Below are 23262 nucleotides of genomic sequence, written 5' to 3' on the forward strand. Positions count from 1 at the left end.
CGATCGAAGAACGGCGGCGGGCTCGTTTCACCGGTCGAATAGAGGGCATGTGGGAGGCATCAAGTGCAACCATTCTTTCAGACACCCGATATACGGGTAGAAGATCTGGCTACGATCTTCGCGCGGTACAACGCTGTAATCGCGCGTGAACTGGAGACGGTCGAGAACTTGTCCGCCGAGATCCAGGCAGCACATACGATGCCACCGGAGGCGTACTGGGCTGCTTTGTCCGTGATGCCGAAGCGCAAGCCGGACGAGTCGGAGATCGACGCTGTGCGTAACGGATTGCGTCGAGCAAGTGAGCGGCCTTCTCGGGTACCTGAGATTGTCGCGGCCGACAATGCCTCTGCTGAGGACCGTCATGCACTCGGGGTGGTTTCGGCGAACGTTTACGGCGGTGAGTCAGAAGCGGCGGCGACGCTCGCCCGCAACGCTGGGACGTATCGTGAGCACATCGGGACAGCGCTGCGACGGTTGCAACAGTGCTGGCCTGAGGCTGCGGTCGAGGTGGCGGTATTGATCGACAGGATCATCTTGCTCGAGAACACCGAGCTCAGTGCTTCGCACGATCAACTATTCGGCATCGTGTTCGTAGGAACAGAGTGGGTCAGCAATCCGGTACGTGCTATGCAGGTCCTTCTGCACGAGTGCGGCCATCACTCGATGTTTCTCCGAACCGCTCACGTGACGTACCTGGCCAACCCTAAAGAGATGACCACACACCCGTTGCGGCCTGATCCACGGCCGATGTTCGGAACGCTGCACGCAGCTTTTGTGCTGTGGCGAATGCGCCAGGGACTTGCGCGATGGGTCGGGCACTCTGATTCGCAGCGGGATTCAGAGGAGTACCAGCTGATGTGTTCGAACGACGAGAACCTCGCCGCTTGCCTGGAGGTCCTCGATGCGAAAGCTGAGTGGACTGAGGAGGGCAGGTCCTTGTATTCCAACCTGTGCACGGGTTTCACGTTGCTAGCCACCCCGCAGTAGGGCAACTCGCGCCATGCCACCTTGCGGAACGGTGGGAGTATTTCTGTTGTCGCCACTGATCTTGCTGACTCTGACGCCACCGACTTGCTACAGCATCGGACGCGACTCGATGCGATGTGCGGATCTGTTGTCAATCATCTCGACCGGAAAACGATCGATTAGGACTTCGCTATGACCAGCCAGCTCATTGATGACGATCGCGACTTGACCGTGAAGGCGGGCGTCGCCCGCCTGTTCGAGCAATTCGGGCGGATCGGTTGCCAGGACTTCGTGATTCTCGCTTATACGCCTGAGTGCCGGATTTACGCAGCTCACGCTGGCTTGTTCCTCGACAGCCTCGAAGTCGATTGGGCGTCTGTGCCTATGGCACCGTTACGAGATGCCGGTGTAGGCGAGCGGCTGTCCACGAAGCTACCTTCGCCCACAGGATTCGTCGGCAACTTGGTTGTGGTCACTCTTGAACGTGACACGATGTCGCATTTCGAGGTCTTCATCCCGCTGTTCGATCGCTACGGCATCGCTCGGACGAAGATTATGCGGGTGATCAGCGCCAGTGACGACTTCTTTCGGTACGCATTGACCTACAGCCCTGAGCGCCTGGAGCAGCTGAACGCGACCCTGCTCGCCGAGTTCCACGGTCGATCTTCGATCCGCGTGACCTCTCCAGGCGGGACTGACCTCAACATCATTTTGGATGAGGACAAGTACGATTGGATCAGCAACCGCGGTCGGCTGCGCCCAGGTGCCTTCACAATTCTCCCGCCCGGCGAAATCGCGACCTTTCCCGCCCGCGTCGACGGAGTTCTCGTGGCTGACGGCGCCGTCAACTGCAACGTCATCGCCGAACTCGACATGCGCCTCGCCAACGCTCCGATCACCTTCGAGATCGAGAACTCCATCATCCGTGCGTTCGACTGCCCAGGAACCGAGATGAACGCGTTTTTGCAGCGCGCTTTCGCCCTGCCCCACGCCCGCCGGGTCGGGGAACTCGGCTTTGGTACCAACCAGGCGATTCCGTCGTTCGTAGCCCACAATTCTCATATGAACGAGCGGCGTTCGGGCTTACATATCGGCTTCGGTCAGCACAACCAACCACTGTCGGTCGTCGGCTATGACGCCCGCATCCACATCGATGTGATCACCGATGACGCCACAATTCACTTCGACAACGGCCGAACTGTCACCCTGAGCCGACTCGTCCCGGTACCTGGTGTCGAGCATCCGCAACTGATTCGGGACGAAGACATCACAGGTGACTGCTGCAGCGCCGGCTGTGCACGAGTCACCATCGATGCTCGCCGATGACTGCTGTCCCTGATCGGTCGCCGCTGCGGGTGTACCTCGCCTCACGAGCACTCGCCCTGACCGGCGGTTCAGTCGCCGAAGCTGTTCTGCCGCTGATCGTGGTGCTCACCCTCGGTGGGGGGAGCACTGCGGTCGGTGCGGTCACTGCCGCGACGCTTGTGGTCAGCTTGGCAACCCGTATACCGATTTCAGCGTGGGTCGACACCCAGCCCCACCAGATCCGACTGCAGGTGTTCAGCCAGATCAGCGCCGCCGCGACGGCGGTGCTGATTCCGTTGTTGTGGTGGGTCGATGTGCTGTCGATTCCCACTCTGCTGGCCGCGGTTGTGGTGATCGTCCTGGCGAAAACCCTGGTGTCGAGCCTGGGGCACACCACGGTAAATCAGCTCGTACCCGCCGCCCGTAGAGTTCGGGCCGTGGGAGCCCTGAACAGCTTGTCCAGTGCCGCCGACATCGCCGGTCAATCCGGCGGTCCAGCATTGCTGAAGCTATTGCCCGCTCCCGTGATCCTGCTGGTCGACGCTGGTATGAACCTCGCCTCGGCCGCGCTCGTATGGCGGTTGCGCGGATTCGAATCTCCCGATCGGCCGAACGATCAGGCGCAGCCCGTCAATGAAGCACCCGATCCCGCGTCGGTCACGGCCACGTCGGTGGTTTCGATCGCGCGCGCAGTGTCGGCGCAGAAGCCGGTCCAATTGCTCTGGCTATCCGGCGTCGTCGGAAGTCTGATCGTGCCAGTGACTTTGGTGTTTCTGATCCGAGAACTCGGGATAGATCCTGCCCTGGTAGGTGTGCTCTATGCGTTCGGTGCACTCGGCGGCATCAGCGGTGGGCTTATCGCACACCGAATCCTGGCCTACCTCGGTATGTGGCCTTTGATCGCGGTCTCGAGTGCTCTCTCCGCTGCCGCCGGCGGGTGCCTGCTTTCGGCACCGCACCATCAATGGGGGGTCTATCCACTGGTGATCGGGTTCGAGTTCTTTTCCGCGTTCGCCGGAACTCTGCTCGTCGCCGCTGTATACGGCACTCTCCAGACCCGCACCGAGCACACACAGATCGCCCGGGTGATGTCTGTTGCCAGCACCGGCATGGAGGGCTTGGCTCTGGTGGGTATCGGAGGCGGAATCCTCACCACCACCTTATGGTCCGAACGTGCAACGATAGTTACCGCGAGCGCCGGTTATCTCGCCTTGACTTTGATCGCGCTGGTGCCTGCCCTGCGTAAACGTCAAGCCACCTGAAGCGATGAGGACGCCCGCTCGGTGCTGCTTCACCGATGGTTTTGCGGGGCAACGCCTCAACCGTGGGGTGCGTAGGCGCGGTTGCCGTAGAGCGCGGCGAGCGGACCGCGAATGGCAAGATCAGATGTAATGCGGTCGAACACCCGGATGTCATTCGAGGAGATGCCGATGACCGAGGTCACCGAGCCGGAATACAAGCGCGGCGCCGCCGGGTTGGACGCCCTATCGGAGATCGAGCGTCGCACGTTGTGGCTGGCGGTTTCGATGATTCATCACGCCAACCGGGTTCGGCCGAATCCGTCGGGGTTGAAGGTGGGCGGGCATCAGGCCTCGTGCGCGTCGATGACCACCATCATGACTTCGCTGTGGTTCACCGCTTTGCGCTCCGGTGACCGGGTTTCGGTCAAACCGCATGCGTCGCCGGTGCTGCACGCCATCAACTATCTGCTGGGGGAGTTGGACGAGTCGTACCTGACCACGTTGCGTCAATTCGGTGGCCTGCAGTCCTATCCCAGCCGGTCCAAGGACCCTGATCCGGTCGACTATTCGACCGGATCGGTCGGGATCGGGGCGACCGCGCCGATCTGGGGTGCGATCGCGCGGCGCTATCTCAACGACGCGCTGGGTGCCGATACCGGTACCGGTCGGCAGTATTCGCTGGTCGGTGATGCGGAGTTGGACGAGGGGGCGGTGTGGGAGGCCGTCGTCGATCCCGGTAACGCCGATCTCGGTGAGATCGTGTGGATCGTCGATCTGAACCGTCAGTCCCTGGACCGGGTGGTGCCCAATATCGCTGCCGGTCGGCTGGAGGCGATGTTCGCCGCCGCGGGCTGGCAGGTGCTCACGGTGAAGTTCGGGCGTCTGCTGGAATCGTTGTTCGCTCGGCCGGGTGGCGCCGCGCTGCGCGCCCGGATCCTCGACATGCCCAACCCTGAGTACCAGCGTCTGCTGCGCTGCGACGCCGACGAACTACGGCGCAGGCTGCCGGGCAGCGGACCTGACCATGCGCAATTGACGGAATTGATTGCAGGTCTGGATGATTCGACACTCTTGGCGGCGATCCGCAATCTAGGTGGGCACGATATGCAGGCCTTGATCGAGGCCTACGCCCAGATCGACGACACCCGTCCGACGGTGATCATCGCCTACACCATCAAAGGCTATGGGCTGCCGACACAAGGACATCCGCAGAACCATTCGTCGCTGCTGTCGGTGGCCGAGTACGAATCGCTCGCCGCCGAACTCGGCCGCGATCCACAGCACCCGTGGGCGCGGCTCAACGACGACAGCGCGGCCGGACGATTATGCGCGGAGACCGCGCTGCGGTTGCGTCGCGAACCGGTGCATTCGGTCGAAGTACCCGAGGTACCAAAGGATTTCGGCCATACACCGAAAAGTATCGCGACCACGCAGGCGGCGCTGGGGCGGACTCTGCTGGACCTGAGCCGGGCGGCGCCGGAGATGGCGCGGCGGGTGATCACCGTGAGTCCCGACGTCAGCTCCACCACCAATCTGGCGGGCTGGATCAACAAGGTCGGTGTGTGGTCGAGCGCCGAACGGCACGACTGGTTCGCCGACGACGCCGAAACGCTCGTGCGGTGGCGTGAGCAACCCACCGGTCGGCACATGGAACTCGGTATCGCCGAAACGAATCTGGTCGGGCTGATCGGCGAACTCGGCGCGACCTGGAGCCGGTGGGGCCAACCCCTGTTCCCGATCGGTGTGCTCTACGACCCGTTCGTCGAACGCGCGCTCGAACCCTGGACCTACGGCATCTACGCCGGCGGGCAGTCGATCCTGATCGGGACGCCGTCCGGTGTCACCCTCGCCGCCGAAGGTGGTGCCCACCAATCGATTACGACGCCCTCGATCGGTATCGAGACGCCGGGCCTGATCTGTTACGAACCCGCGTTCGCCATCGACGTGGAATGGACGCTGCTGGCCAGTATCGCCCGGCTCGGGCGACCGGACGGGACCTCGGCGTATCTGCGGCTGTCGACCCGGCCGGTCGAACAGCGCCTCGCCGAGGTGCCCGCCGACCCTGCCGCGCGGGAGCGTCGTCGCAAACAGGTGGTGGCAGGCGGATATCCGCTGCGCCGGCGCGCGGACGCGGTCGTCACGATCGTCGCGATGGGCGCCGTGGTGACCGAGGCGGTGGCCGCGGCCGACCGGCTCGAATCGGGCGGGGTTGTCGCCGACATCGTGTGCGTCACCAGTCCCGGGCTGCTCTTCGAGGCATCGCAGGCCAGGCAAGGCCGCGGCCACGGGGACAGCTGGATCCTGGATCAGCTGTTCCCGCCCAGCCGGGCCACGCCGATGGTGACCGTGCTGGACGGCCACCCGCACACCATGTCTTTCCTGTCCGGGATCAATCGGGTGCATCACATCGATCTCGGCGTGACGCGTTACGGGCAAGTCGGATCGCTCGAGGAGGTGTACCGCTACCACGGGTTGGACGCCGACAGCATTGTCGCCGCCGCCCTCGACGTGCTCGGCGCGGCCGGTTGAGGTTCAGGGCACCACACCCGCCTACTGGAGTGTCCGGTCAGACGTTGCCGATCGGAGGTCGAGCATGAGCTGGGCGCGCAGTTCCCGCGGCGTCACGGAGAGTTCGGTCAAGCAGTCGACGGCGGCTCGATTTATCGCGGCCAGCCAGGTGCTGATATCGGATTGTCCGGTGGCCTCGCGGAGCTTCGTATCCAACTGTTCCTGAAACTCGGTGCGAGTCCGCCGCCGGCGCGCCGCCAAGCGCTGGACCTCCAGCGAAACCAGTTCGGCCCATGCGCTTTCCAGCGGTGGAGTCGTGGTGGAGTCGGGCAGGCTCGTGTATCTCGATTCGAGTTTGCGCAGCACATCCGCGGCCACCGAAACGGAATGGTTCTTGATGGTGGCCAGATTGAAACTGAAGGCGCCGAGCCGTCCGTGCCGAAGAATTTCGTCGCCTTCCCGGGGCGCGCCCACTGCGGAGATCGCTTCGGACCTACGGCCATCAGCCATGAGCAAGGCGCCGAACCTGTCTACCTCCACGCCTCGTCGAGTCTTCCGGTGCGGAACGGCCAGCCCGCGCCCGAGGAGGCATTGCCACAGCCGAGAGGCCACCTCGGCATAGTCGAACTCCCGGCCGAAATTGGAGATGACCAGGTCTGCCGCCAAGGTTCGGTGCGGCCCGTCGCCGGAGAGCGTCAGCAACAATCGGTCTTGCTCGAGCGGCCGCACATCGGTGACGCGACCGGCGACCACCTGGACCTGGCCGCTCGCGCGGTGCGCGGCATCCACGACGGCGGTGGTGTACGACATCGCACTGACCCGCAGCGTGGCGAGACGGCTGCCGTACTTTTCCAAGAGGAACTGCAAGTCTTCAGCGGAGATGTTCTGGAATATGTCGGGCAGATACGCTTCCCAGGCTTTCGCGACTCGCTCCGAAATCACGGCTGGGTGCACTTCGGGATGCTGCTCGGCAACGAAAAGACATGCCCTGATCCACTCGGCTTCGAGTTGGCCGGCGAGAGCCGCACGTCCCTGCTCGACGTCGATGATGGGTGGCGGGACGGCCAGTACGCGATGCCGGTGGTCGGCCGGGTAGGTTCTCGGCGTCGAGCTCGACGGCGAGATCATGTATATCGCACCGGCGTGCCCTTGTCGTAGCAGCAGCGCAGCGAAATCGTAAGCGCTGAGCAGTGTTCCGATGATCGCGACGACAGCATGCGGCGGTAATGTCCTGATTCGCTCCACTGCCTCGCCGGTGTAGGGCAGCCGAATGTAGGACGGGTGATCGAGCACGGCCTGTGCGTAGCGCGGGTGGCGCAGTTCGGGCCCCGTCGCGAGGATTATGTGGTCTGCGTCTATGGTCGTCGATTCGAGACCGGGGCCTCCCGACCAGGACAGATTTTCGATCACGGCGGAAATGCTGTCCGTAGCCGGCGTCAGCTCGACCATTTCACCGTCTGCCTCGCGCAGGACGACGCCGTCAGCGGCTTCCGCGGCGGCTTCGGCCAGTCGTCGACCGAGGTAATCCGCGTAAATCCGGCGCGGTGCCGGATCCGATTCGAAGAAGGTGACTTCCCGCCATTCCGGCGGCCACGCCGATCGATCGGCTTCTCCGTTGGCCCAATTCAAGAAGTCGTCGACATCCTCCCGGAAAGCAGACATCCTGCCCGCTTGGATGTTGAAGATGTGGTTCCACGGATTTCCCGCCGCGTGATACGCGACTCCCGCGTGTCTGTGTTCCTTCTGGCGTTCCAGCAGGACAATTTCCACAGGCTCGGTGGCGAAGCGCAGCAGTCGGATGGCTGTTGCGGTGCCGGCCAGACCTGCACCGACCACGACGATGCGCCGGGACCTTCGAGGTGCCCCCGCCTGATTGGCTGCTATCCGCACGATGACGGCGAGAGCTGACGTACGGCGTCGAGCAGCACCGAGCGTAGCCTGGCCGAGAACCTTAGTGCCGCTGAGGAAGTCGTCGTACGGGGCGGCACGACGTCAGCGTGTGCCGCGAGAACCCCTGCCGGGCCGGGCTCAGAAACATCCGCGGCTGTCGCCAGCGCAAACATCATGCGCGAAGTATTCCTCATCGTCGATGATCTTGACCCTGCAATAGCCTCATTCTGTTCGGCACGAACCCGGAGCGGTATCGGCCGCAAGGCCGGACCACCGTTTCGCGACGATCTGGTGGCGCGGGAGTTCCGCTCCGCAGCAACGGGTCACACGGATCGAGCCGGTTCGCGGTGCACCCGTAGGGCGGGCGACCGGCATCGCCGGCATAGCAGTGTTCGCTGAGTACTAGGGCGGGGGCGAGATGCACCGCCGGCAATCGCCGGACGAACCAGCTCGCCGCCGATGAATTTTCCGGACATGCCCCGTCGTATCAGATATGGCTACATATGTCCTGCAGACCCCCGGTGCGGATATCACCTACGACGTGTTCGGTCCGCTGCCCACCACGGACAGGCGACCACCGCTGTTCCTGATCGCGCAGCCGATGGACGCCAGCGGCTTTCGGGCACTGCGGGAGCAGTTCCCCGAACGCACCGTGATCACCTACGACCCACGCGGGCTCGGCCGCAGCGTCCGCAAGGACGGCAGGGTCGAGCACGAACCGGACGAACAGGCAGGCGACGTGCACGCGGTGATCGAAGTGCTGGGCGCAGGCCCGGTCGAGATGTTCGCCAGCAGTGGCGGCGGGGTCACGGCGTTGGCGCTTGTCGCGGCCTATCCGGGCGACGTGACGGTTTTGGTGGTGCACGAGCCCCCGTTGCTCACCCTGCTGCCCGATGCCGAAGCGGCGGCACGCGCCAGGCAAGCCATGCACGACATCTATCTGGCCGAAGGATTCGGTGCGGGCATGGCGGCTTTCATCACGATGACGTCGTGGGAAGGTGAGTACACCGACGACTACTTCGCCCAGTCCCCGCCGGACCCGGCCATGTTCGGGATACCCGCGCAGGACGACGGTTCTCGCGACGACCCGCTGCTGTCGGACCGGGCCTGGGCGGTGAGTGACTACCGCCCCGACCTCGCGGCGCTGACCGCCGCCCCGACCCGCGTCGTGATCGCCGTCGGCGAGGAATCCGCGAACACCTGCACCGGCCGCGCCGCCATCGCCACAGCTGAAATGCTCGGCCAACAGGCGACAGTATTCCCCAGCCATCACGGCGGCTTCATGGACGGTGAATTCGGCTACGCGGGCAAACCGGAGGCGTTCGCGGCGACCCTGCGCGAGGTGCTCGACAACTGATACGTACACGTGGCTTCTTTGTGAAACTGCGATGCTGACCGCTGGAGTGCCGGCCGATGCATCCGGATGGCCGGCATCGTCTCAATTGCTATGGTGCGCGGCACATTCGGGTGCCGTGATCTTACGGAAGGATGCGTGACATGGCTGATTCGAGCGGCATGCAGGTCGGGATGTTTTCCTTCGACTGCCGCGACGCGGCGGCGCTTGCCGAGTTCTGGGCGGCGGTGCTGCAGCGCACCGTCGATCCCGGTGCGACAACGGAATTCGCGACCATCGGATTCGACGGCGGCGGACCGACGTGGATGTTCCACCGACCCGACGGCGAGCCGGCCGCCGGCCCCAACCGGCTTATGCTGGATCTCGGCGGGGAACCGGACTGGGCCGAACAGGCCGACCGCATCGAGGCTCTCGGCGCCGAAAGGATCAGCGACAACGATCTCGATGGGGTCCGCTGGGTCGTCTTCCATGATCCGGAGGGCAACACGTTCCGTATCTTCGCCCCTCGTCCCGTCTGAGGTGCTCTCACAGTCAGCTGGTCGGATTCAGCCCCGCCGCCGACTACATTTCTATCCGGCCGAGACCGGCGTCGAATGGCCCGCAGTGCGTGATCACCAAGCGACAGGCAACCTTTCGACGCCGTGCACGGCGGTCATGGTGCGGAACTGGATGTCTGCCGGATCGAGATCGAGCCGGAGTCCGGGGAAGCGTTGCAACAGGGCCGGGAGTGCGATCCGTAGTTCCATCCTGGCCAGGGGAGCGCCGACGCAGTGGTGGATGCCATGGCCGAATGCGACGTGCGGGGCCGGCTTGCGGGCGATGTCGAAATCGTCCGGTGCGGTGACCAGGCGCGGGTCACGGTTGGCCATGGGGAGCGAAACAACCACCAGGTCACCGGTTTTCATCTGCTGTCCACCGATGACGGTGTCCGTCGTGACGGTCCGGGCCAGGCCGGTGTGGACCGGGGTGAAAAAGCGGAGCAGTTCCTCGACCGCACCGTCGACCTGATGTGGCTCGTCGCGGACCGCAGCGAGTTGTTCGGGGTGTTCGAGAAGCAGAGCGGTGCCCGCACCGAGGGTGTTGGCGGTCGTCTCATGCCCCGCGATCAGCAGGACGAGGGCGACGCCGACCAGTTCGTCGTGGGTGATGTCGTCATCGTGTTCGCGAATGAGCATCCCGATCAGATCAGCACCCGGAGCACTGCGATGCCGGTCGACGAGATCGCCCATATAAGAACGCAGCGCGAGGAAGGCGTCGGTCCGCTCGTCTTGCGCGGCCGTGACCCGAAGCTGCACCGCCGTCAGATGTTGGAACATCTCCCGGTCGGCATAGGGGACGCCGAGGAGTTCGCAGATGACCAGGGAGGGGACGGGCAGTGCGAAGCGCTCGACGAGGTCGACCGGCGAGCCCGCGTCCTGCATCGCGTCGAGGACCTCGCTGACAACGGCCCGCACCCGAGGCGCCAGCTCACGCATACGGCGCATCGTGAATTCGGGGGTGAGCAGTCGGCGCAGGCGGGTGTGTTCGGGTGGATCCTGGCCGACCAGAAACGATGCCGCACTGGCGAACTGCTTGCCTGCCGAGTCGGTATCGGATTGCGCGGCGGGAGGATTCGCGCGACGGTCGGCAGTCGCGCTGCTGAACCGGGCGGCGTCACCGAGTACGGCGCGCACGTCCTCGTGGCGGGTGACCAGCCAAGCCGGTCCACCGAAGGGCGTGTCCGTTCTGGTGAGGCCGTCTGTGTGCGCTCGCTCGGCCAGAGCGGGCCCCGGGCTGTACCGCTCCCGAGCGGCGTGAACGAGGTGCAGCGGCGTCTTCGACGTCATGGCTTCTCCCATCGAACCGCGGCCGGTACGGGCGCCCGGACCTCCGCGCTGAAGTAAGGTTTACTCGATAAGCTTATCAAGTAAGCTTACTTGGGCAAGATGGCGGAACGGCGAGCATCCCGCGTGTGCCGCGTCCCTCCTCATGGCCGTTCCTTACCTGGTAAATTTACTTTGTAAAGCTTCGCTAGCAGGAGGGAGTTCCACGCGCATGCCGAATAAGGGGGACCGCGGCGGGTCGAAGACGCGAGCGCGCATCGCCGAGGTCGCGCAGGAACTGTTCGTGGGACGCGGCTTCGACAACGTCACGATCGCCGATGTCGCCGCGGCGGCGGGCGTGTCCAAGGTGACGGTGTTCGCGCATTTCGAACGGAAGGAAGATCTTTTGTTCGACCGTCTCCCGGACGTTGTCGAGATCGTCCGCAACGCGATCCGCGGGCGCGTCGACACCATCGACGCGGTCGAGGCGCTGCGCCGGGCCGCCGTCGCGCTCGGTGAGGAGCGGCACGTGCTCTCGGGGCTGGCCGGGGACATCGAACCGATGATGCGGACCGTCACGGCCTCGCCCGCCCTGATCGCGCGGCTGCGCGCCTTCGCGTCCGAGATCGAGACAGCGCTGACCGCCGAGCTCGACCAAGACCCCGCGTTCTCCGGGGACAGCGCGCTCGCGGCAGCCCTGCTCGTCGCCGCGTACCGGACAGTCGCCGTCGACACGGTGCGCCGCCGGCTCGCCGGAGACGATCTCGCCCACCTCACCGCAACGCACCGTCAGCGCTTGAACCAGGCTTTCGACGCGGTCGAGCACGGCATCTCAGGCGGTCATCCCGCGATCTGAACCCGGGTCAAGAGTCGAACCGCACCTGTTCCCACGGCAGGGCTGTCCGCCACCCCTCGCGTTGAAATGCCCAGTCCTGCACTACTTTCACCACGGTGTCGAAGGCTGGCGAGCAGACACTGTCCCACGGTGCGTCGTCGCTGGTCGTGGCACGGAAATGGGCGTCGGGTCCGCCGTCGCGGAATTCGATTATGTAGCTGTGACCGTCGGCGGGATCCACGTCCTCATCGAGGTGAACCTGAATGTAGTAGTCGCCGGGTTCGGGGCCGCCGAGCCGATCGACGATCACGAACGGCGCATTGAAGCTCATGTCCGCCAGGATGTCGTGCAGCTGGGTCCGAGAGGGGTTCTCGACAGTCCGGTCGGAATCGGTGGCGACCACTCGTGGCGATCCGGTTCGGTCTTGGGGCACCCGAGCACGGTACGTGCAAGTCGGCGACAGCGCGACCGCGTTCGACCCGGGGTGCACGCTGCTTCCCATCAGTGAAGAATGGTCGCGGTCACCGGGTTTCGGTACGCGGCAAGCTGGTTCGTGTGGGGGCGGACCCGAAGGGAAGGCTGATGACGAGCAGCTCAGCGGTGTTCGTTCCGGCCGAACGAGTGAATAGGGGCGGGTATGACCGTCGATGTGGCCGGCCTGGTGATCAAGGCTGAGCACGATCGGATCCAATGTCTCCTCGACGTGGATCGCGGCGCCTACGACCGCTTGCACGCCGCGGAGTATCGGTTGTGCAATCCGACCGGCACCGTGTGGACGAAGGCCGCATACCTCGATCTCCTCACCACCGGACGGGTCGTCTATCGGGAGCTGAGGCTGATCGGCGACATGGACGCCATCGTCGGCACCGACGTCGTCGTCCTCCGCTACCAGTGCGTTATCGAACTCGTCGTCGACGGCGCGAGCATCCCGCGGCACGAGGCCTGGCACACCGACGTCTACACCAACGCCGGCGGCCCGTGGCGTTGTGTCTGGTCGCAGGCCACCGGCATCATTCGCGTGCAGCCGGTGGCACCGACCTAGTGCGCGTTCAGCGCGTCGAGGATGGCGGGACGGGCGGTGGCCAGGGAGTTCTGCCAGTAGGGCCAGGTGTGGGTGCCGTCGGTGATGTCGATGCGGGCAGGGATGTTCAGGGTGGCCAGGCGGTCTCGGAAGATTCGGGTCGCGGCGACGGTCATGGCTTCGAGGGCCACGCCGTTGATGGTGTCGGTGATGGCGTTGGGGGCGTCGAGAGGACCGGGGAGGCCGTTGCCGGTGGAGACGTAGATCGGGAGGCCGCGCAGTAGTTCGGCCTGGACGGTGGCGTCGTTGCGAAACCAGGCGGGAGTGCCTGCGGGACCCCACATGTCGTCCACGTTGAAGCGGCCCTCGTCGAGCATGGCGGCGCGCATCGCCTCGTTCCACATCGGGAAGGTGGGATGCACGAAACCGGAGAAAGAGCCGGCGAATTTGAATTGGTCGCGGTGGTGGCCGGCCAGGGTGAGGGCGGCGTTGCCGCCCATGGAGGCACCGACGATCGCATTGTTGGTTCGCGAAACACCGTAGCCCGCAAGGAAATCGGGCAGTTCCCTGGTGAGGAAGGTCTCCCAGCGGTAGGTGGTCGGCTGGCTGTTGGTGCTGCTCGGCCGGTACCAGTCGGTGTAGAAGCTCGAATGGCCGCCGACCGGGAACACCAACGTGACGTTGTCGCCGGCGAATTGGCGCAGGGCGTCGGTGTCCGAGGTCCACTGGCTGTGATCTGCCGGTGCGCGGAGGCCGTCGAGGAAGTACAGCGCGGAGCTGCCGCCGCGCGACGCCCACTGCACCTGCACCTTGATGGGGCCCATGCTGGACGGCACGAGCAGCTCTTGATAGCCGCCTGCGGGTGCACGGAGCACTGGTCCGTGCACCGGTGCGGCTGTCGCCGTCGCACCGATCCCCGACACGAGTACAGCCGCGGCCAAGATAACGCCGGCCCGTCGGCGCCAACCCGGCACCTTCCCCCGACCCACCGAAAACACCACTCTGCGCATACCTTTCAACCTTCCCGCCCGCGACCCGACCGGCAGGGACCCGAATTGGCCTGTCGCCCAGGCTAACTGTGCACCTTGCCAAGTCGCCAATTCCCAGGTGGGGGAAGGTCGGATCGGGAACGCGTACTCGAACACAGTGGGTGCGGGTCGCAGTCCTGCGGGGCCGCCGCGCGGACGGCGAAGGTCTGGGTCCGCGTGCCACGCGCGGCCTGCCAGTCAGGGGCAGTCGGCGTGAGATTCGATGTCAAGGCGAGGTGTCGAGTCTTAGAAAGCCATGCCTAAGAAGCTCAAAGCAAACCAGCATTCTAGAAACCGGTATGCGAGGTGGTCTGTACGCTTGTTGCGTGGGACTGATAAAAAAAGCGCGGAGACTGCCGCGCAGGCTGTAGGAAGAGAAAATGCTGCCCAGGACAGAGCATTGTGCATCGTGGGGTTCGTTATCATATAGTTGACGAAGGGAAGAGATGCGAGTGCTGTCACGCCCAGTAGCCTGGATGGTCCGTCTCCCAATAGTATTGGCAGCGTTCTCCTGCCTGCGATTAGGTCCCCTGTCTTGTCTCGGAAGTCTTGAACGCTAATACTGAAGAATGTGGCGATTCCCATGAGAATAAAATCGTCACGAACCTCCACTGTCATGGGTGCAACTATCTGCCAATAGCCTGTGAGTACGAGTGCGCCTATAAGGCTATATGAGCATTTACCGAAGACGTTGTTGGTCCAGTGGGTGTAGCAAGCTAGTATAACCGTCAGTTCCCAAATCAGAGCCTGGACGAACACGTCTAGAAGATATCCAATAAGTGGAAAAGAAATTATGGCGAGATTGCGCGCTTTTACTGCGGATTTCAGGCTGATCCGACCGGCTGGCAGGGGGCGCCAGGGCTTATTGATGCGATCTTCATCAAGGCTGTCGACCTGGCTGACGAGGCAGTGTAGCAGCAGATATGCTAAGGCGAATATGCTTACGAGGGCTAATTTGATTGCGGCTAGCCTGAATGAAAGTCCATCTTTAGCAGATGCGGCTACTCCTATGGTTAGTGCCGGTACAAACACGGCCCAATAGTCGGATTTGATAAAGAGCCAGACCAGTCGTATTTGATTGATAATTGCGCTTCACCCCGCTATTCTCTGTGAGGTCTGTCGGTCGATCTGCGCTGTTGAGCCGTCAAAATTGACGAGACCCTGAGGGTCTGGGAAATCTAGCAGCTGCGGGCCAGGCTAGTGTTGGATCGGGTGTACAGTTGAAATCTGAGATCGTGCTCCACGATGTGCAATTCATGCTTGCGGAGATGTAGTGTATCGGACTGCTGTGTCTGCATTATTGATGGTGCCGAGCGCCACGATTTCGGCCACATGCGCTAGCGTTTGAATTACGTGCAGGGGAAACGGTGAATAGTGTAGTGCTTTTTTAGCTTGATTCCAGCGTGTGCGTACCATTTCGTCGACCTCGTTGCGGGATACTTGGTCGAGTATTTCCTTACATTCGGTCGCGTCGGTATCGTCCATCGTCGGCTTGCCGACTATTTGCTGGAGACGTGCGCGTTGATCGGGTGTTGCGCGCGTCAGTGCGATCGCCAGCAATGCCGTGCATTTTCCCTCCCGCAGGTCGCTCAGGCTGGGCCTGATCGTTTGGTCTTGACTTCCGTAAGTATCGAGCAGGTCGTTTTGGAGTTGTATCGCGATGCCGAGCGGGCGGGCGTACGCGACAAGGGCGGCGTGGACTGTAGGCGGCGCTCCCGCGAGGGCGGCACCGATACGTAGAGGGCCCTCGAACGTGTAGCTGGTGGTTTTGTGTTCGATGATCTCGAGAGCACGTTGCAGGTTGGCTTCTGCGCAATTCGTAGTGAGCAGATCCAGGTATTGACCGTAATTGACGGAGGTCCGCATCGAATCGAACAAGGGCAGTACGGTCTCCGCCTGAGTCCCGGTTAGCTGAGCGTGGTGCAGAAGTTCGTCAGCCCAGACCATCGCGAGATCGCCGAGGAGGATCGCGGCGTGCACCCCGAACTCGGCCGAGTTCGAATGTGCCGGGCGCCGCTGTTCGAGCGCCCGATGAACTGTAGGTCTTCCGCGGCGGGTGTCGCTGTGGTCGATGATGTCGTCATGGATGAGGATTGCGGTATGGCACAGTTCGATCGCAGCTGCGCAGCGGACGACGCTCAGCGGTAGGTCGGGGTCCCCCGCCGCAGCGAGCCACCCCAGTACGCAGAGTTGTGGGCGCAGGCGTTTGGCGCCGGAGCCGACAAACGCGTGCAGCGCGCCGATCATTTCGGGTGGCAGGTGCTGTCGCTCGGCGATAGTCGCCTTGTCGGTCAGGAATTTATCGAGTGTGCGGTCGACCATGACCCGTACTCGGGCCAGGTCAATTGCCGTAGCCGCGTCAGGATCTGCCGTCATTCGTTGTTGCCCTTCGGGTTTCGGAGCGGCCGCGACGATGGCTGATCAGGGACGACACGATCCGCGACGATGAGGAGGTAATTCATGTGACCGGCGCGGTACGCCGAGAGGTAGGGCTGCTCGACGCCGGTGGCGAGGCTGGACTGCTCCCGCAACTCCCAGTAGGGAAGCGCCTGCTCGGTGAAGTCTTCGACATGGATCGGCGCCAGGCCGGCCGCCGCCAGGGCCTTGAAGTAGGTGCTCCGACGATGGACGTGGCATACGTAGTGCTGGTCGATCTGTTCCACGTCTGGGCTGGAGAACTCGACTGCGTCGTCGCGACACCAGGTGACGGCGACGTACCGCCCGCCGGGTGTGAGGACTCGGGAGAATTCGCTGAAGAACTCGTAGAGGTCGCCGTACATCGTGGTCTCGTTCGATATGACGCGGTGGAAGTGACCGTCGGGAAACGTCGTGGCAGCCATGTTCTGATAGTGGAATCTCACTCGATCCGCGCAATGACGTTGCTCCGCAAGTTGTTCGGCGAAGGCGATCTGGTATTGCGAAAAGTTGACACCATCGATAGCGCAGCCGTACCGGTCATGGATCATGAAGCTGGTGCCGCCGCGGCCCGATCCCGCATCCATCACGCAATGTTCGGGGCCGATGTCGCCGAGAACGTCGAGAATCAGTGATACCTGATCGGATTCGAGGCGGTGCAGCTCTGCAATCATCTTCTGCTCGCGTTGCTGCCCCTCACCGAGCAGGACAGCCGGGTCATAGTCGCCATATCCAAAATGATGGTGGTACAGTCCATCCAATTCGCCCAGCAGTAGGTTGACATCGTCATGCTGCTTGCTATCCCAGTGCTGCCGCAGCTCCTTTTCGTATGGGGTGCGGGCGATGTTGGTGGAGAACGTCGCATCGGTGGTCATTGTCAGCCTCCAATAGTGTTGATGTTCAACGGTTCTGGCACTGGTGAGTCTGAGCTCGTGCATCAGTGGTCTCTGCTCAGAATCAGATCGGCAAGCGTCAGGAGATCTGCTGCGGCGCTGGTTTCGGGATCGGCAGCGAGCAATGACTTTTCGGCTTCGATGCGAGATCGGCGCGCGGCGACCTCCGCCCATTGTTTGCCGCCGGCATCGACGATCAATTGGGCGAGACGCGCGAGTTCGTCGCCGGCGAACGGCTCGGTATCGGCGTACCGCTGTGAGAGGCGTCGTCCGGCTACCGTGTCGGAGTTCAACGCGGCAACTACAGGTAGCGACTTCTTTCGGCGAATCAGATCTGCGTAGAGCGGTTTGCCTGTCGAATCCGGGTCGCCGAACACCCCCAGCAGGTCGTCGACCAGTTGGAAGGCTCGGCCGATGTGCAGCCCGAATGCTGCCAGGCATGTGGCGCGGCTGGCGTCCGCGTGCGCTGCCCATGCGCCCAGAGCGCAGGATGCGCTGATGAGTGTAGCGGTCTTACACTCCGACATTCGTATGCATTCGTCCAGGTCGACGGAGTTGCGTTGTTCGAAGGCAAGATCGGCGGATTGGCCCTCACACAATCCGCGAAGCGCTTGCGCGAGTATGTCTACTGCAGCGACGTCGTGCTGGGCGAGCGTTTCGAGGGCACTGGCGAGGAACATGTCACCGGTGAGGATTGCGGGGCCGACTCCGAACTGGGCCCAGGCGGTCATGCGGTGGCGGCGGGTTCGGTCACCGTCCATCACATCGTCGTGCAGTTGGGTGAAATCATGTATCAGCTCGACTGAGACTGCCGCCGCGACTACTCGATCTTTGTGCCGTTCGATGGTGCCGTCCGCCAGCGCCGCGGTCGACGTCAGAGTGAGGGCTGGGCGTATCGCTTTGCCGGAGCTGGTCGTTGGGCGGCCGGCGGCGTCCCACCACCCGATGTGATAGCCACCTATGTGGCTTACCTCCGCGGGCAAGTGTCGGACGACGGCGCGATACTCCGGTTCGATGATCCTGCGCGCGTCTTCCAATATCGTTGCGCCCTCACGCCGTTCGGCATCGCGGGCTAAAGTCATCCTTCTCACCTTCTTTGATCGCGCGGTGTGACGGAGCCGCTGAGGCGAAGCGAGCGAAGTCGCGGAGTTTGGGCGAGCTGATGTAGTGATTGTTCCCCGCCGCAAAAGATCGGTGCCAAGTTTCTGACGGTGCTTCCAATTCTGCTTTTGGCAGGCAAGCTTCGGCAGTTTTTGTGTGCGAGGCGGAGGGCGTTATGGGAGATCGGCTGTCTGCGTTGTTCGTCCTCGCATCTCCAAGTCTCGTGCTCTCCAAATCTGTGCTTCTTCCGGCATGGTCTTAGTTGGGTTGAGCCGACGAAGGGTGTCGGCTACTGGAATGAGACCGATGTGTTTAAGTCGAGGGGTTTACTATTTGCTCGATATGCCGAAAGGGCCACGAGGCCGTCACCGGCAGCATTGCCGCTCGGTAGACCACGATATGGTGAAATTTGGTTCGTGTAGAAAAAGAGATTGCCGTATCCAGCATGCCGGTCTTCAACCGCGGAGGGTTCGACCGGGCCAACCGTGCTACCGGGCACGGTGAAATGCCATTCGATTAGAAGATCCGTTGAACTCGACCTCCTTGTGCATCAATCCTGGTTGTGTACTGTCAACCGACCAGTTGCTACTTGACTTATCAAGAAAATAAATTGCGGCGCCTGCCGGGCGTTTGGTGGTACAATACAGGCTCTTTGCTTGGGGTTGTGAGGATGACCGCTGATAAAGTTCCGGCGTGTTTACTTAGAGCAACCGTCCTAATGATGATGCATAGCTGGGTCTGCGGCGAGTTTCTCGGATTGGTGCGCCCCGCCGGCCCGCCATGCTATTTTCCTGCAACATCCAAGTCGGGTTTGGATGACCGATCACCGAAGGATCTGGATCGATATTGGTACTCTCATTAGGACTTCCAGGTTGTTACCGCGTCTTGTGTTTCGTTATATTTGTTTGAAGATCGCAAATCTCGCGTTTTCATAATGTATGGGGTGGCTGTCTCGCCCTGCATGGGGTGAAGCCTTGCCCGATGGAGGGGCTGCGCTACCGGCGGGATCGGCAGTGTAATCGGAAACTGGTGGAGGAACAATGCAGTCGCAGCGATCGGATCATCCAGCCGGCGGTCTTTCAATTGGCTCTAGAATCGAGTTCAGGCGGCGCCAGTGCGGTCTGTCGAGACGTGTGGTGGCAAATCTCGTCGGTCGTAGCGAAGAATGGCTTCGGCTGGTTGAAATAGGTAGGCAATCCCTGGACAGCGTGCGACTCATAGTCCGCCTCGCGGATGTTCTTCGGATCGAGAATATCGGCGAGTTGATCGAGTGGCCGACGCATCATACGCTTACTCGCCCGGACGACGGGCGTAAAATAGTGTCTTCTTACGCGCAGGCACTCCTTTCTGGAGATCCGCCCCCGTCGAGTGGTGATGTATCTCTGAATTCCCTGAATGCAGATCTTTCGAGGTGTATTGAAATATGGGAGTCGTCTGCAAAGCCTTACACTCTGACGGTTGAGATACTTCCGTCGTTGATCGCTGGAAGTAATCATCTCTATTGGATGACTCATGACCCTTCCGTTGGTCAAGTATCTGTTCGTGCACATCAGCTGGCCTGCATGCTACTAAGTAGACTTGGCAGCTTTACGATAGCCGTGATTGCCGCAGAGCGGTGTGTGAATGTTGCGAAGTCGGTTGGCGAGCCGATTCTTGTCGCTACCAGCAGCTTGCATCGCGCGAGTGCGATGCTTGCACTCGGTCATTCTCTGCAAAGTATTTATCTTTCGCATTCGGCTAATAAGCCTTATACGGTAGATTTCAGGGAGATGGCTATAGAGGGTTCTCGTCTACTTGTCGCAGCGACAGCTGCTGCAGGTAAAAACGATGTCCGTGCTGCGGACGAATGCATTGATCGGGCAATAGGTATCGCGAATAATTTGAGAGTGGAGTCTAGGGTGGGGGAGTTCAACTTCGGTATGACAGCAATTGGATTGACTCGGATGAAGATTGCATTACTACGTTCAGAAATCGCCGAAATACCCCGGATCGCCGCTCTCATGGAAATCCCGGAGTCGTATCCCCCGGCCTGTATATCTGAGTTTCATATTATTTTAGCCTATGCGTTTTGTCAGAAGAATGAGGATGTTGCTGCCGCATATTCATTATCGCGTGCCGCCGACCTTTGTCCGGAAGAGATCTTCCTGAATCCGTGTGCCAGGGAAGTGATTGAAATCCTGATTCATAGGCAGAATAATCTGGTTCGACAGGATATAACTCGACTGCTGTCACGGATCGCCCTATTTGATTAGGTATATTCGGCAAATCCGATCCACCTCTGACGAGCTAGCGGGGAAATCGCTACTCGGACAACAGCTTCTAGATCCTCTCGGATGTGAGAATCAGCCTGCGATTCCTGGTTCGAAGGGGTGGCTCGTGACTGCTACCGCGCGGATTGGCTGGCAGCTTCCGTCTTTGGTGTTAGCGGCGACACGCAAGATGAGATGAGGCGACACCGCGGTGGCGGTCAAACCGACAATCCGAGTGGCGTCAATCCTGTCAGGCAGTCGATCATCTGCTCTAGCACGGGCTGCCACCGGTTCGTTTCGCGTGGAAGTAGAACGATCGTCGATGGGTTTGGTTACCTGTTTCGGGGTGAAGACCAGCGCCAATTGAGAGGCGCTGATCTCATGCCACGACCGTCTCCGCTGGAGTTCCGCCTGAGCACTGTCGCGCTCGTGCGGGTCGGGAGACCGATCACCACCGCCGCCACCGAATTGGCAGTCAGTGCTGCGTCCTTGCACAACTGGGTGTGTCAGGACCAGGTCGACCGCAATGAACGCCGCGGCATGAGAAGGTGCTCTAGACGGGTAGGCCGACGGCAATGGCCCTCGCAACCATCCGGTATTCGCCGGGCGATGCGATCACCCCACGCGGAAGGAAGCTCACCTCGAGCGGGATCACTGCGGGGTCCAACACCGCGATCGCCCGGTAGGCCCGGTAAGTACGCCTCTACCTGCTAGGACCGCTGCACCCGGGCCATCCACCCTGGTCCAAGATTGGTCCAAGAAACCAACGAGGTCAGAGGCGGAAACCGCCTCTGACCTGGTCGGGCTGACAGGATTTGAACCTGCGACCACCTGACCCCCAGTCAGGTGCGCTACCAAGCTGCGCCACAGCCCGTTTGCGCTCATTGCTGCGCGCTCGAAGAGATTACCTCAGGGGCGGGCGGTGGAGCTAATCGGCTGGTAGACGGCGTGGCGTGGGGGTTGGAGTGTGATGGGGTCGTCGGATTCGGGCGATTGATGACGTGTTGTCGGGGCATTCGGGACTCGGCACGGTCCGTGACAGGCGCGGGGTGCCGGAAGCGCGAAGGAGGCGGCGGTCATGCGTCGGGAACGGCGGCTGGTTGAGGCGTTTGTGCAGCTGGCGGACTCCCTGGTGGAGGAGTACGACCCGGTGGACGTGGTGCAGGGTCTGCTGGATCGGGCGGTGGACCTGTTGGAGGTCGATACCGCGGCGGTCCTGTTGGCGCGCGACGACGGCGAGTTGCGGGTGCTGGCTTCCACAAGTGAGGCGGCTCGATGGCTGGAGCTGCTACAGATCCAGGCGCAGGACGGGCCGTGCCTGCAGTGCTATCGGACCAGTGAACGGGTGATCGCCGAGGACTTGGCGGCGGCCCAGGATCGTTGGCCCGCGTTCGCGAAACAGGCCCTGGTGGAGGGGTTTCGGTCGGTGTACGCGTTGCCGATGCGGTTGCGCGCGGACCGGGTGGGGGCCCTGAATCTGTTCAGTTACGGGGAGACGCGGCTGTCGGAGGACGATCTGGTGGTGGGGCAGGCGATGGCCGATATCGCGAGCATCGCGATCCTGCGGGCGCGTCAGCTCGCCGACCACAAGACGGTGAACGGGCAGCTGCAGTCGGCGCTGCAGACCAGGATCGTGATCGAGCAGGCGAAGGGAATACTGGCCGCGCAAGGCGATCTGGATCCGGAGACGGCATTCCACGCGTTGCGGGGCTACGCGCGTCACTCCCGCGGTCGCCTGCCGGATCTGGCGCGGGCGGTGGTGGAGCGGACCATCGATGCGCGCGTGATCCTCGCGCACGGCAACCACAGACCGGGATGACCCGCCTGGTTGCGGTGCCCAGGGGGTGAATTTCCGCGCCTGCGTGCAGGATCGGGCACCGCGTTATCGCACCACGGTGTTCGCTGTCGGCGGCGTTGTCTGACTCGTAGCTTGCCGACCTTCGAGCGCGGCTACGCTCAGGCGTTGACGATTGCCGAATCGGAGGCGAGGTGGAGTGGTGGGCGAGGAGGTCGGCGGGCGGGTTTATCGCGGGCGCAGCGCTGACGAGCGGGCGTCCGAGCGTCGGCGGCGGATGCTGGACGCGGCGGTGGAGCTGTTCGGCGGACGCGGCTATCCCGGCACGTCCATCGGCGAATTGTGCACGGCGGCACGGGTTTCGTATCGCTCCTTCTATGAAGAGTTCGGTGCGCTCGACCAGTTGTTGATCGCGGCGGTGGACGAGTTCGACGCGCGCGCGGCGGAACGGGTGGTCGCGGCCCTGGTCGAAACCGACGAGGCCGATTTCGCGACGCGCGCCGCGGTGACGTTCCGGGCGTTCTTGGCGGCCACGTGCCCGAGCCGGAAGGCGGCGCGGATGTGTTTCGTCGAGATCGTGCGAGTCGCCGACACCGTCGAGATCTGGCGTAGGGAGCGGCGCAGGCGATTCGCCCGGTTGTTCGTCTCGCAGGCCGAGATCGCGGCCGAGCGCGGCGAGATCGCGTCACGGCCGTTCGCGTTCGCGGCGATCGCGACCATGGGTGCGGTGATCTACGCGATCCAGGAGTGGGTGAACGCCGAGCCGGTGTTCGCCGAATTCGTCGGCGCCGACACCGACGAACTCGCCGACCAGCTCGCCCGGATCTACCTCGACGCGGTGGGCCCGCTGCTGCCCTGA

The 23262-nt window shown here is 62.6% G+C and carries 20 protein-coding genes and 1 tRNA gene; 11 read left to right on the top strand and 10 right to left on the bottom strand.

Translation table 11 applies throughout. From position 1 onward, the window contains the following. The first annotated feature begins 63 nt into the window (after positions 1 to 63). From O3I_RS16105 to O3I_RS16115, 3 genes are all read left to right on the top strand, one after another. A complete protein-coding gene (locus tag O3I_RS16105) occupies positions 64 to 987 on the top strand; it encodes an aKG-HExxH-type peptide beta-hydroxylase (RefSeq protein WP_014983998.1) in 924 nt (307 codons plus the stop codon). Between the two features lie 171 nt (positions 988 to 1158). Next, positions 1159 to 2292 carry a hypothetical protein gene (locus tag O3I_RS16110; protein ID WP_014983999.1) on the top strand — a complete coding sequence of 378 codons (1134 nt, stop codon included), beginning with the start codon at positions 1159 to 1161 and terminating at the stop codon, positions 2290 to 2292. Further along, positions 2289 to 3533 carry an MFS transporter gene (locus tag O3I_RS16115; RefSeq protein ID WP_081594007.1) on the top strand — a complete coding sequence of 415 codons (1245 nt, stop codon included), beginning with the start codon at positions 2289 to 2291 and terminating at the stop codon, positions 3531 to 3533. Before O3I_RS16110 ends, O3I_RS16115 begins: the two co-directional genes overlap by 4 nt. Before the next feature lie 56 nt (positions 3534 to 3589). Here O3I_RS16115 and O3I_RS46800 read toward each other — a convergent pair whose 3' ends face one another. Next, the gene (locus O3I_RS46800; protein WP_272944299.1) at positions 3590 to 3715 is read right to left on the bottom strand and encodes a hypothetical protein; all 126 of its coding nucleotides are present in this window, start codon (positions 3713 to 3715) and stop codon (positions 3590 to 3592) included. On the opposite strand from O3I_RS46800, the gene O3I_RS16120 reads away from it, so the two are divergent. Further along, the gene (locus tag O3I_RS16120) at positions 3702 to 6041 is read left to right on the top strand and encodes a transketolase-like TK C-terminal-containing protein (protein WP_237748308.1); all 2340 of its coding nucleotides are present in this window, start codon (positions 3702 to 3704) and stop codon (positions 6039 to 6041) included. The genes O3I_RS46800 and O3I_RS16120 overlap by 14 nt on opposite strands. Positions 6042 to 6062: 21 nt before the next feature. Here the strand turns inward: O3I_RS16120 and O3I_RS16125 are convergent, their stop codons facing one another. Continuing rightward, positions 6063 to 7856, bottom strand: coding sequence for an FAD/NAD(P)-binding protein (locus O3I_RS16125; protein ID WP_014984002.1), 1794 nt, complete (start codon positions 7854 to 7856; stop codon positions 6063 to 6065). 547 nt (positions 7857 to 8403) lie between these two features. On the opposite strand from O3I_RS16125, the gene O3I_RS16130 reads away from it, so the two are divergent. Together O3I_RS16130 and O3I_RS16135 are read left to right on the top strand one after the other, a co-directional pair. Continuing rightward, positions 8404 to 9267, top strand: a complete 864-nt coding sequence (locus O3I_RS16130; protein WP_014984003.1) for an alpha/beta fold hydrolase — start codon at positions 8404 to 8406, stop codon at positions 9265 to 9267. A 140-nt stretch (positions 9268 to 9407) separates the two neighbouring features. Beyond that, positions 9408 to 9782, top strand: a complete 375-nt coding sequence (locus O3I_RS16135; RefSeq protein WP_014984004.1) for a VOC family protein — start codon at positions 9408 to 9410, stop codon at positions 9780 to 9782. A 93-nt stretch (positions 9783 to 9875) separates the two neighbouring features. Here the strand turns inward: O3I_RS16135 and O3I_RS16140 are convergent, their stop codons facing one another. Beyond that, entirely contained in the window at positions 9876 to 11090 is a 1215-nt protein-coding gene (locus O3I_RS16140; protein ID WP_014984005.1) for a cytochrome P450, read from the bottom strand. A gap of 208 nt (positions 11091 to 11298) precedes the next feature. Here O3I_RS16140 and O3I_RS16145 point away from each other — a divergent pair, with 208 nt between their 5' ends. Continuing rightward, a complete protein-coding gene (locus tag O3I_RS16145) occupies positions 11299 to 11922 on the top strand; it encodes a TetR/AcrR family transcriptional regulator (RefSeq protein WP_014984006.1) in 624 nt (207 codons plus the stop codon). Positions 11923 to 11929: 7 nt separating this feature from the next. Here the strand turns inward: O3I_RS16145 and O3I_RS16150 are convergent, their stop codons facing one another. Next, on the bottom strand, positions 11930 to 12232 hold the full coding sequence (locus tag O3I_RS16150) for a hypothetical protein (protein WP_141692326.1): 303 nt from the start codon (positions 12230 to 12232) through the stop codon (positions 11930 to 11932). A 306-nt stretch (positions 12233 to 12538) separates the two neighbouring features. Between O3I_RS16150 and O3I_RS16155 the strand changes: the two genes are divergently transcribed. Then, positions 12539 to 12943, top strand: a complete 405-nt coding sequence (locus O3I_RS16155; protein WP_014984008.1) for a nuclear transport factor 2 family protein — start codon at positions 12539 to 12541, stop codon at positions 12941 to 12943. Here the strand turns inward: O3I_RS16155 and O3I_RS16160 are convergent. From O3I_RS16160 to O3I_RS16175, 5 genes are all read right to left on the bottom strand, one after another. Further along, positions 12940 to 13932, bottom strand: coding sequence for an alpha/beta hydrolase (locus O3I_RS16160; protein WP_051066631.1), 993 nt, complete (start codon positions 13930 to 13932; stop codon positions 12940 to 12942). The genes O3I_RS16155 and O3I_RS16160 overlap by 4 nt on opposite strands. A gap of 264 nt (positions 13933 to 14196) precedes the next feature. Beyond that, a complete protein-coding gene (locus O3I_RS43820) occupies positions 14197 to 14982 on the bottom strand; it encodes a UbiA family prenyltransferase (protein ID WP_167829145.1) in 786 nt (261 codons plus the stop codon). A gap of 222 nt (positions 14983 to 15204) precedes the next feature. Further along, positions 15205 to 16326, bottom strand: a complete 1122-nt coding sequence (locus O3I_RS16165) for a polyprenyl synthetase family protein (RefSeq protein ID WP_141692327.1) — start codon at positions 16324 to 16326, stop codon at positions 15205 to 15207. Then, entirely contained in the window at positions 16323 to 17240 is a 918-nt protein-coding gene (locus O3I_RS16170; protein WP_014984011.1) for a methyltransferase domain-containing protein, read from the bottom strand. The genes O3I_RS16165 and O3I_RS16170 overlap by 4 nt, the downstream gene beginning before the upstream one ends. 62 nt (positions 17241 to 17302) lie before the next feature. Further along, positions 17303 to 18340, bottom strand: coding sequence for a polyprenyl synthetase family protein (locus tag O3I_RS16175; RefSeq protein ID WP_041562649.1), 1038 nt, complete (start codon positions 18338 to 18340; stop codon positions 17303 to 17305). A gap of 1059 nt (positions 18341 to 19399) precedes the next feature. Here O3I_RS16175 and O3I_RS43825 point away from each other — a divergent pair. Further along, a complete protein-coding gene (locus O3I_RS43825; protein WP_014984014.1) occupies positions 19400 to 20611 on the top strand; it encodes a helix-turn-helix domain-containing protein in 1212 nt (403 codons plus the stop codon). Positions 20612 to 21405: 794 nt separating this feature from the next. Here the strand turns inward: O3I_RS43825 and O3I_RS16180 are convergent. After that, positions 21406 to 21482 (bottom strand) — tRNA-Pro (locus tag O3I_RS16180). Positions 21483 to 21686: 204 nt separating this feature from the next. On the opposite strand from O3I_RS16180, the gene O3I_RS16185 reads away from it, so the two are divergent. Together O3I_RS16185 and O3I_RS16190 are read left to right on the top strand one after the other, a co-directional pair. Further along, entirely contained in the window at positions 21687 to 22427 is a 741-nt protein-coding gene (locus tag O3I_RS16185) for a GAF and ANTAR domain-containing protein (protein WP_014984015.1), read from the top strand. A 178-nt stretch (positions 22428 to 22605) separates the two neighbouring features. Then, entirely contained in the window at positions 22606 to 23262 is a 657-nt protein-coding gene (locus O3I_RS16190) for a TetR/AcrR family transcriptional regulator (RefSeq protein WP_141692328.1), read from the top strand.

The sequence above is a fragment of the Nocardia brasiliensis ATCC 700358 genome, assembly GCF_000250675.2.
Lineage (GTDB): Bacteria > Actinomycetota > Actinomycetes > Mycobacteriales > Mycobacteriaceae > Nocardia > Nocardia brasiliensis_B.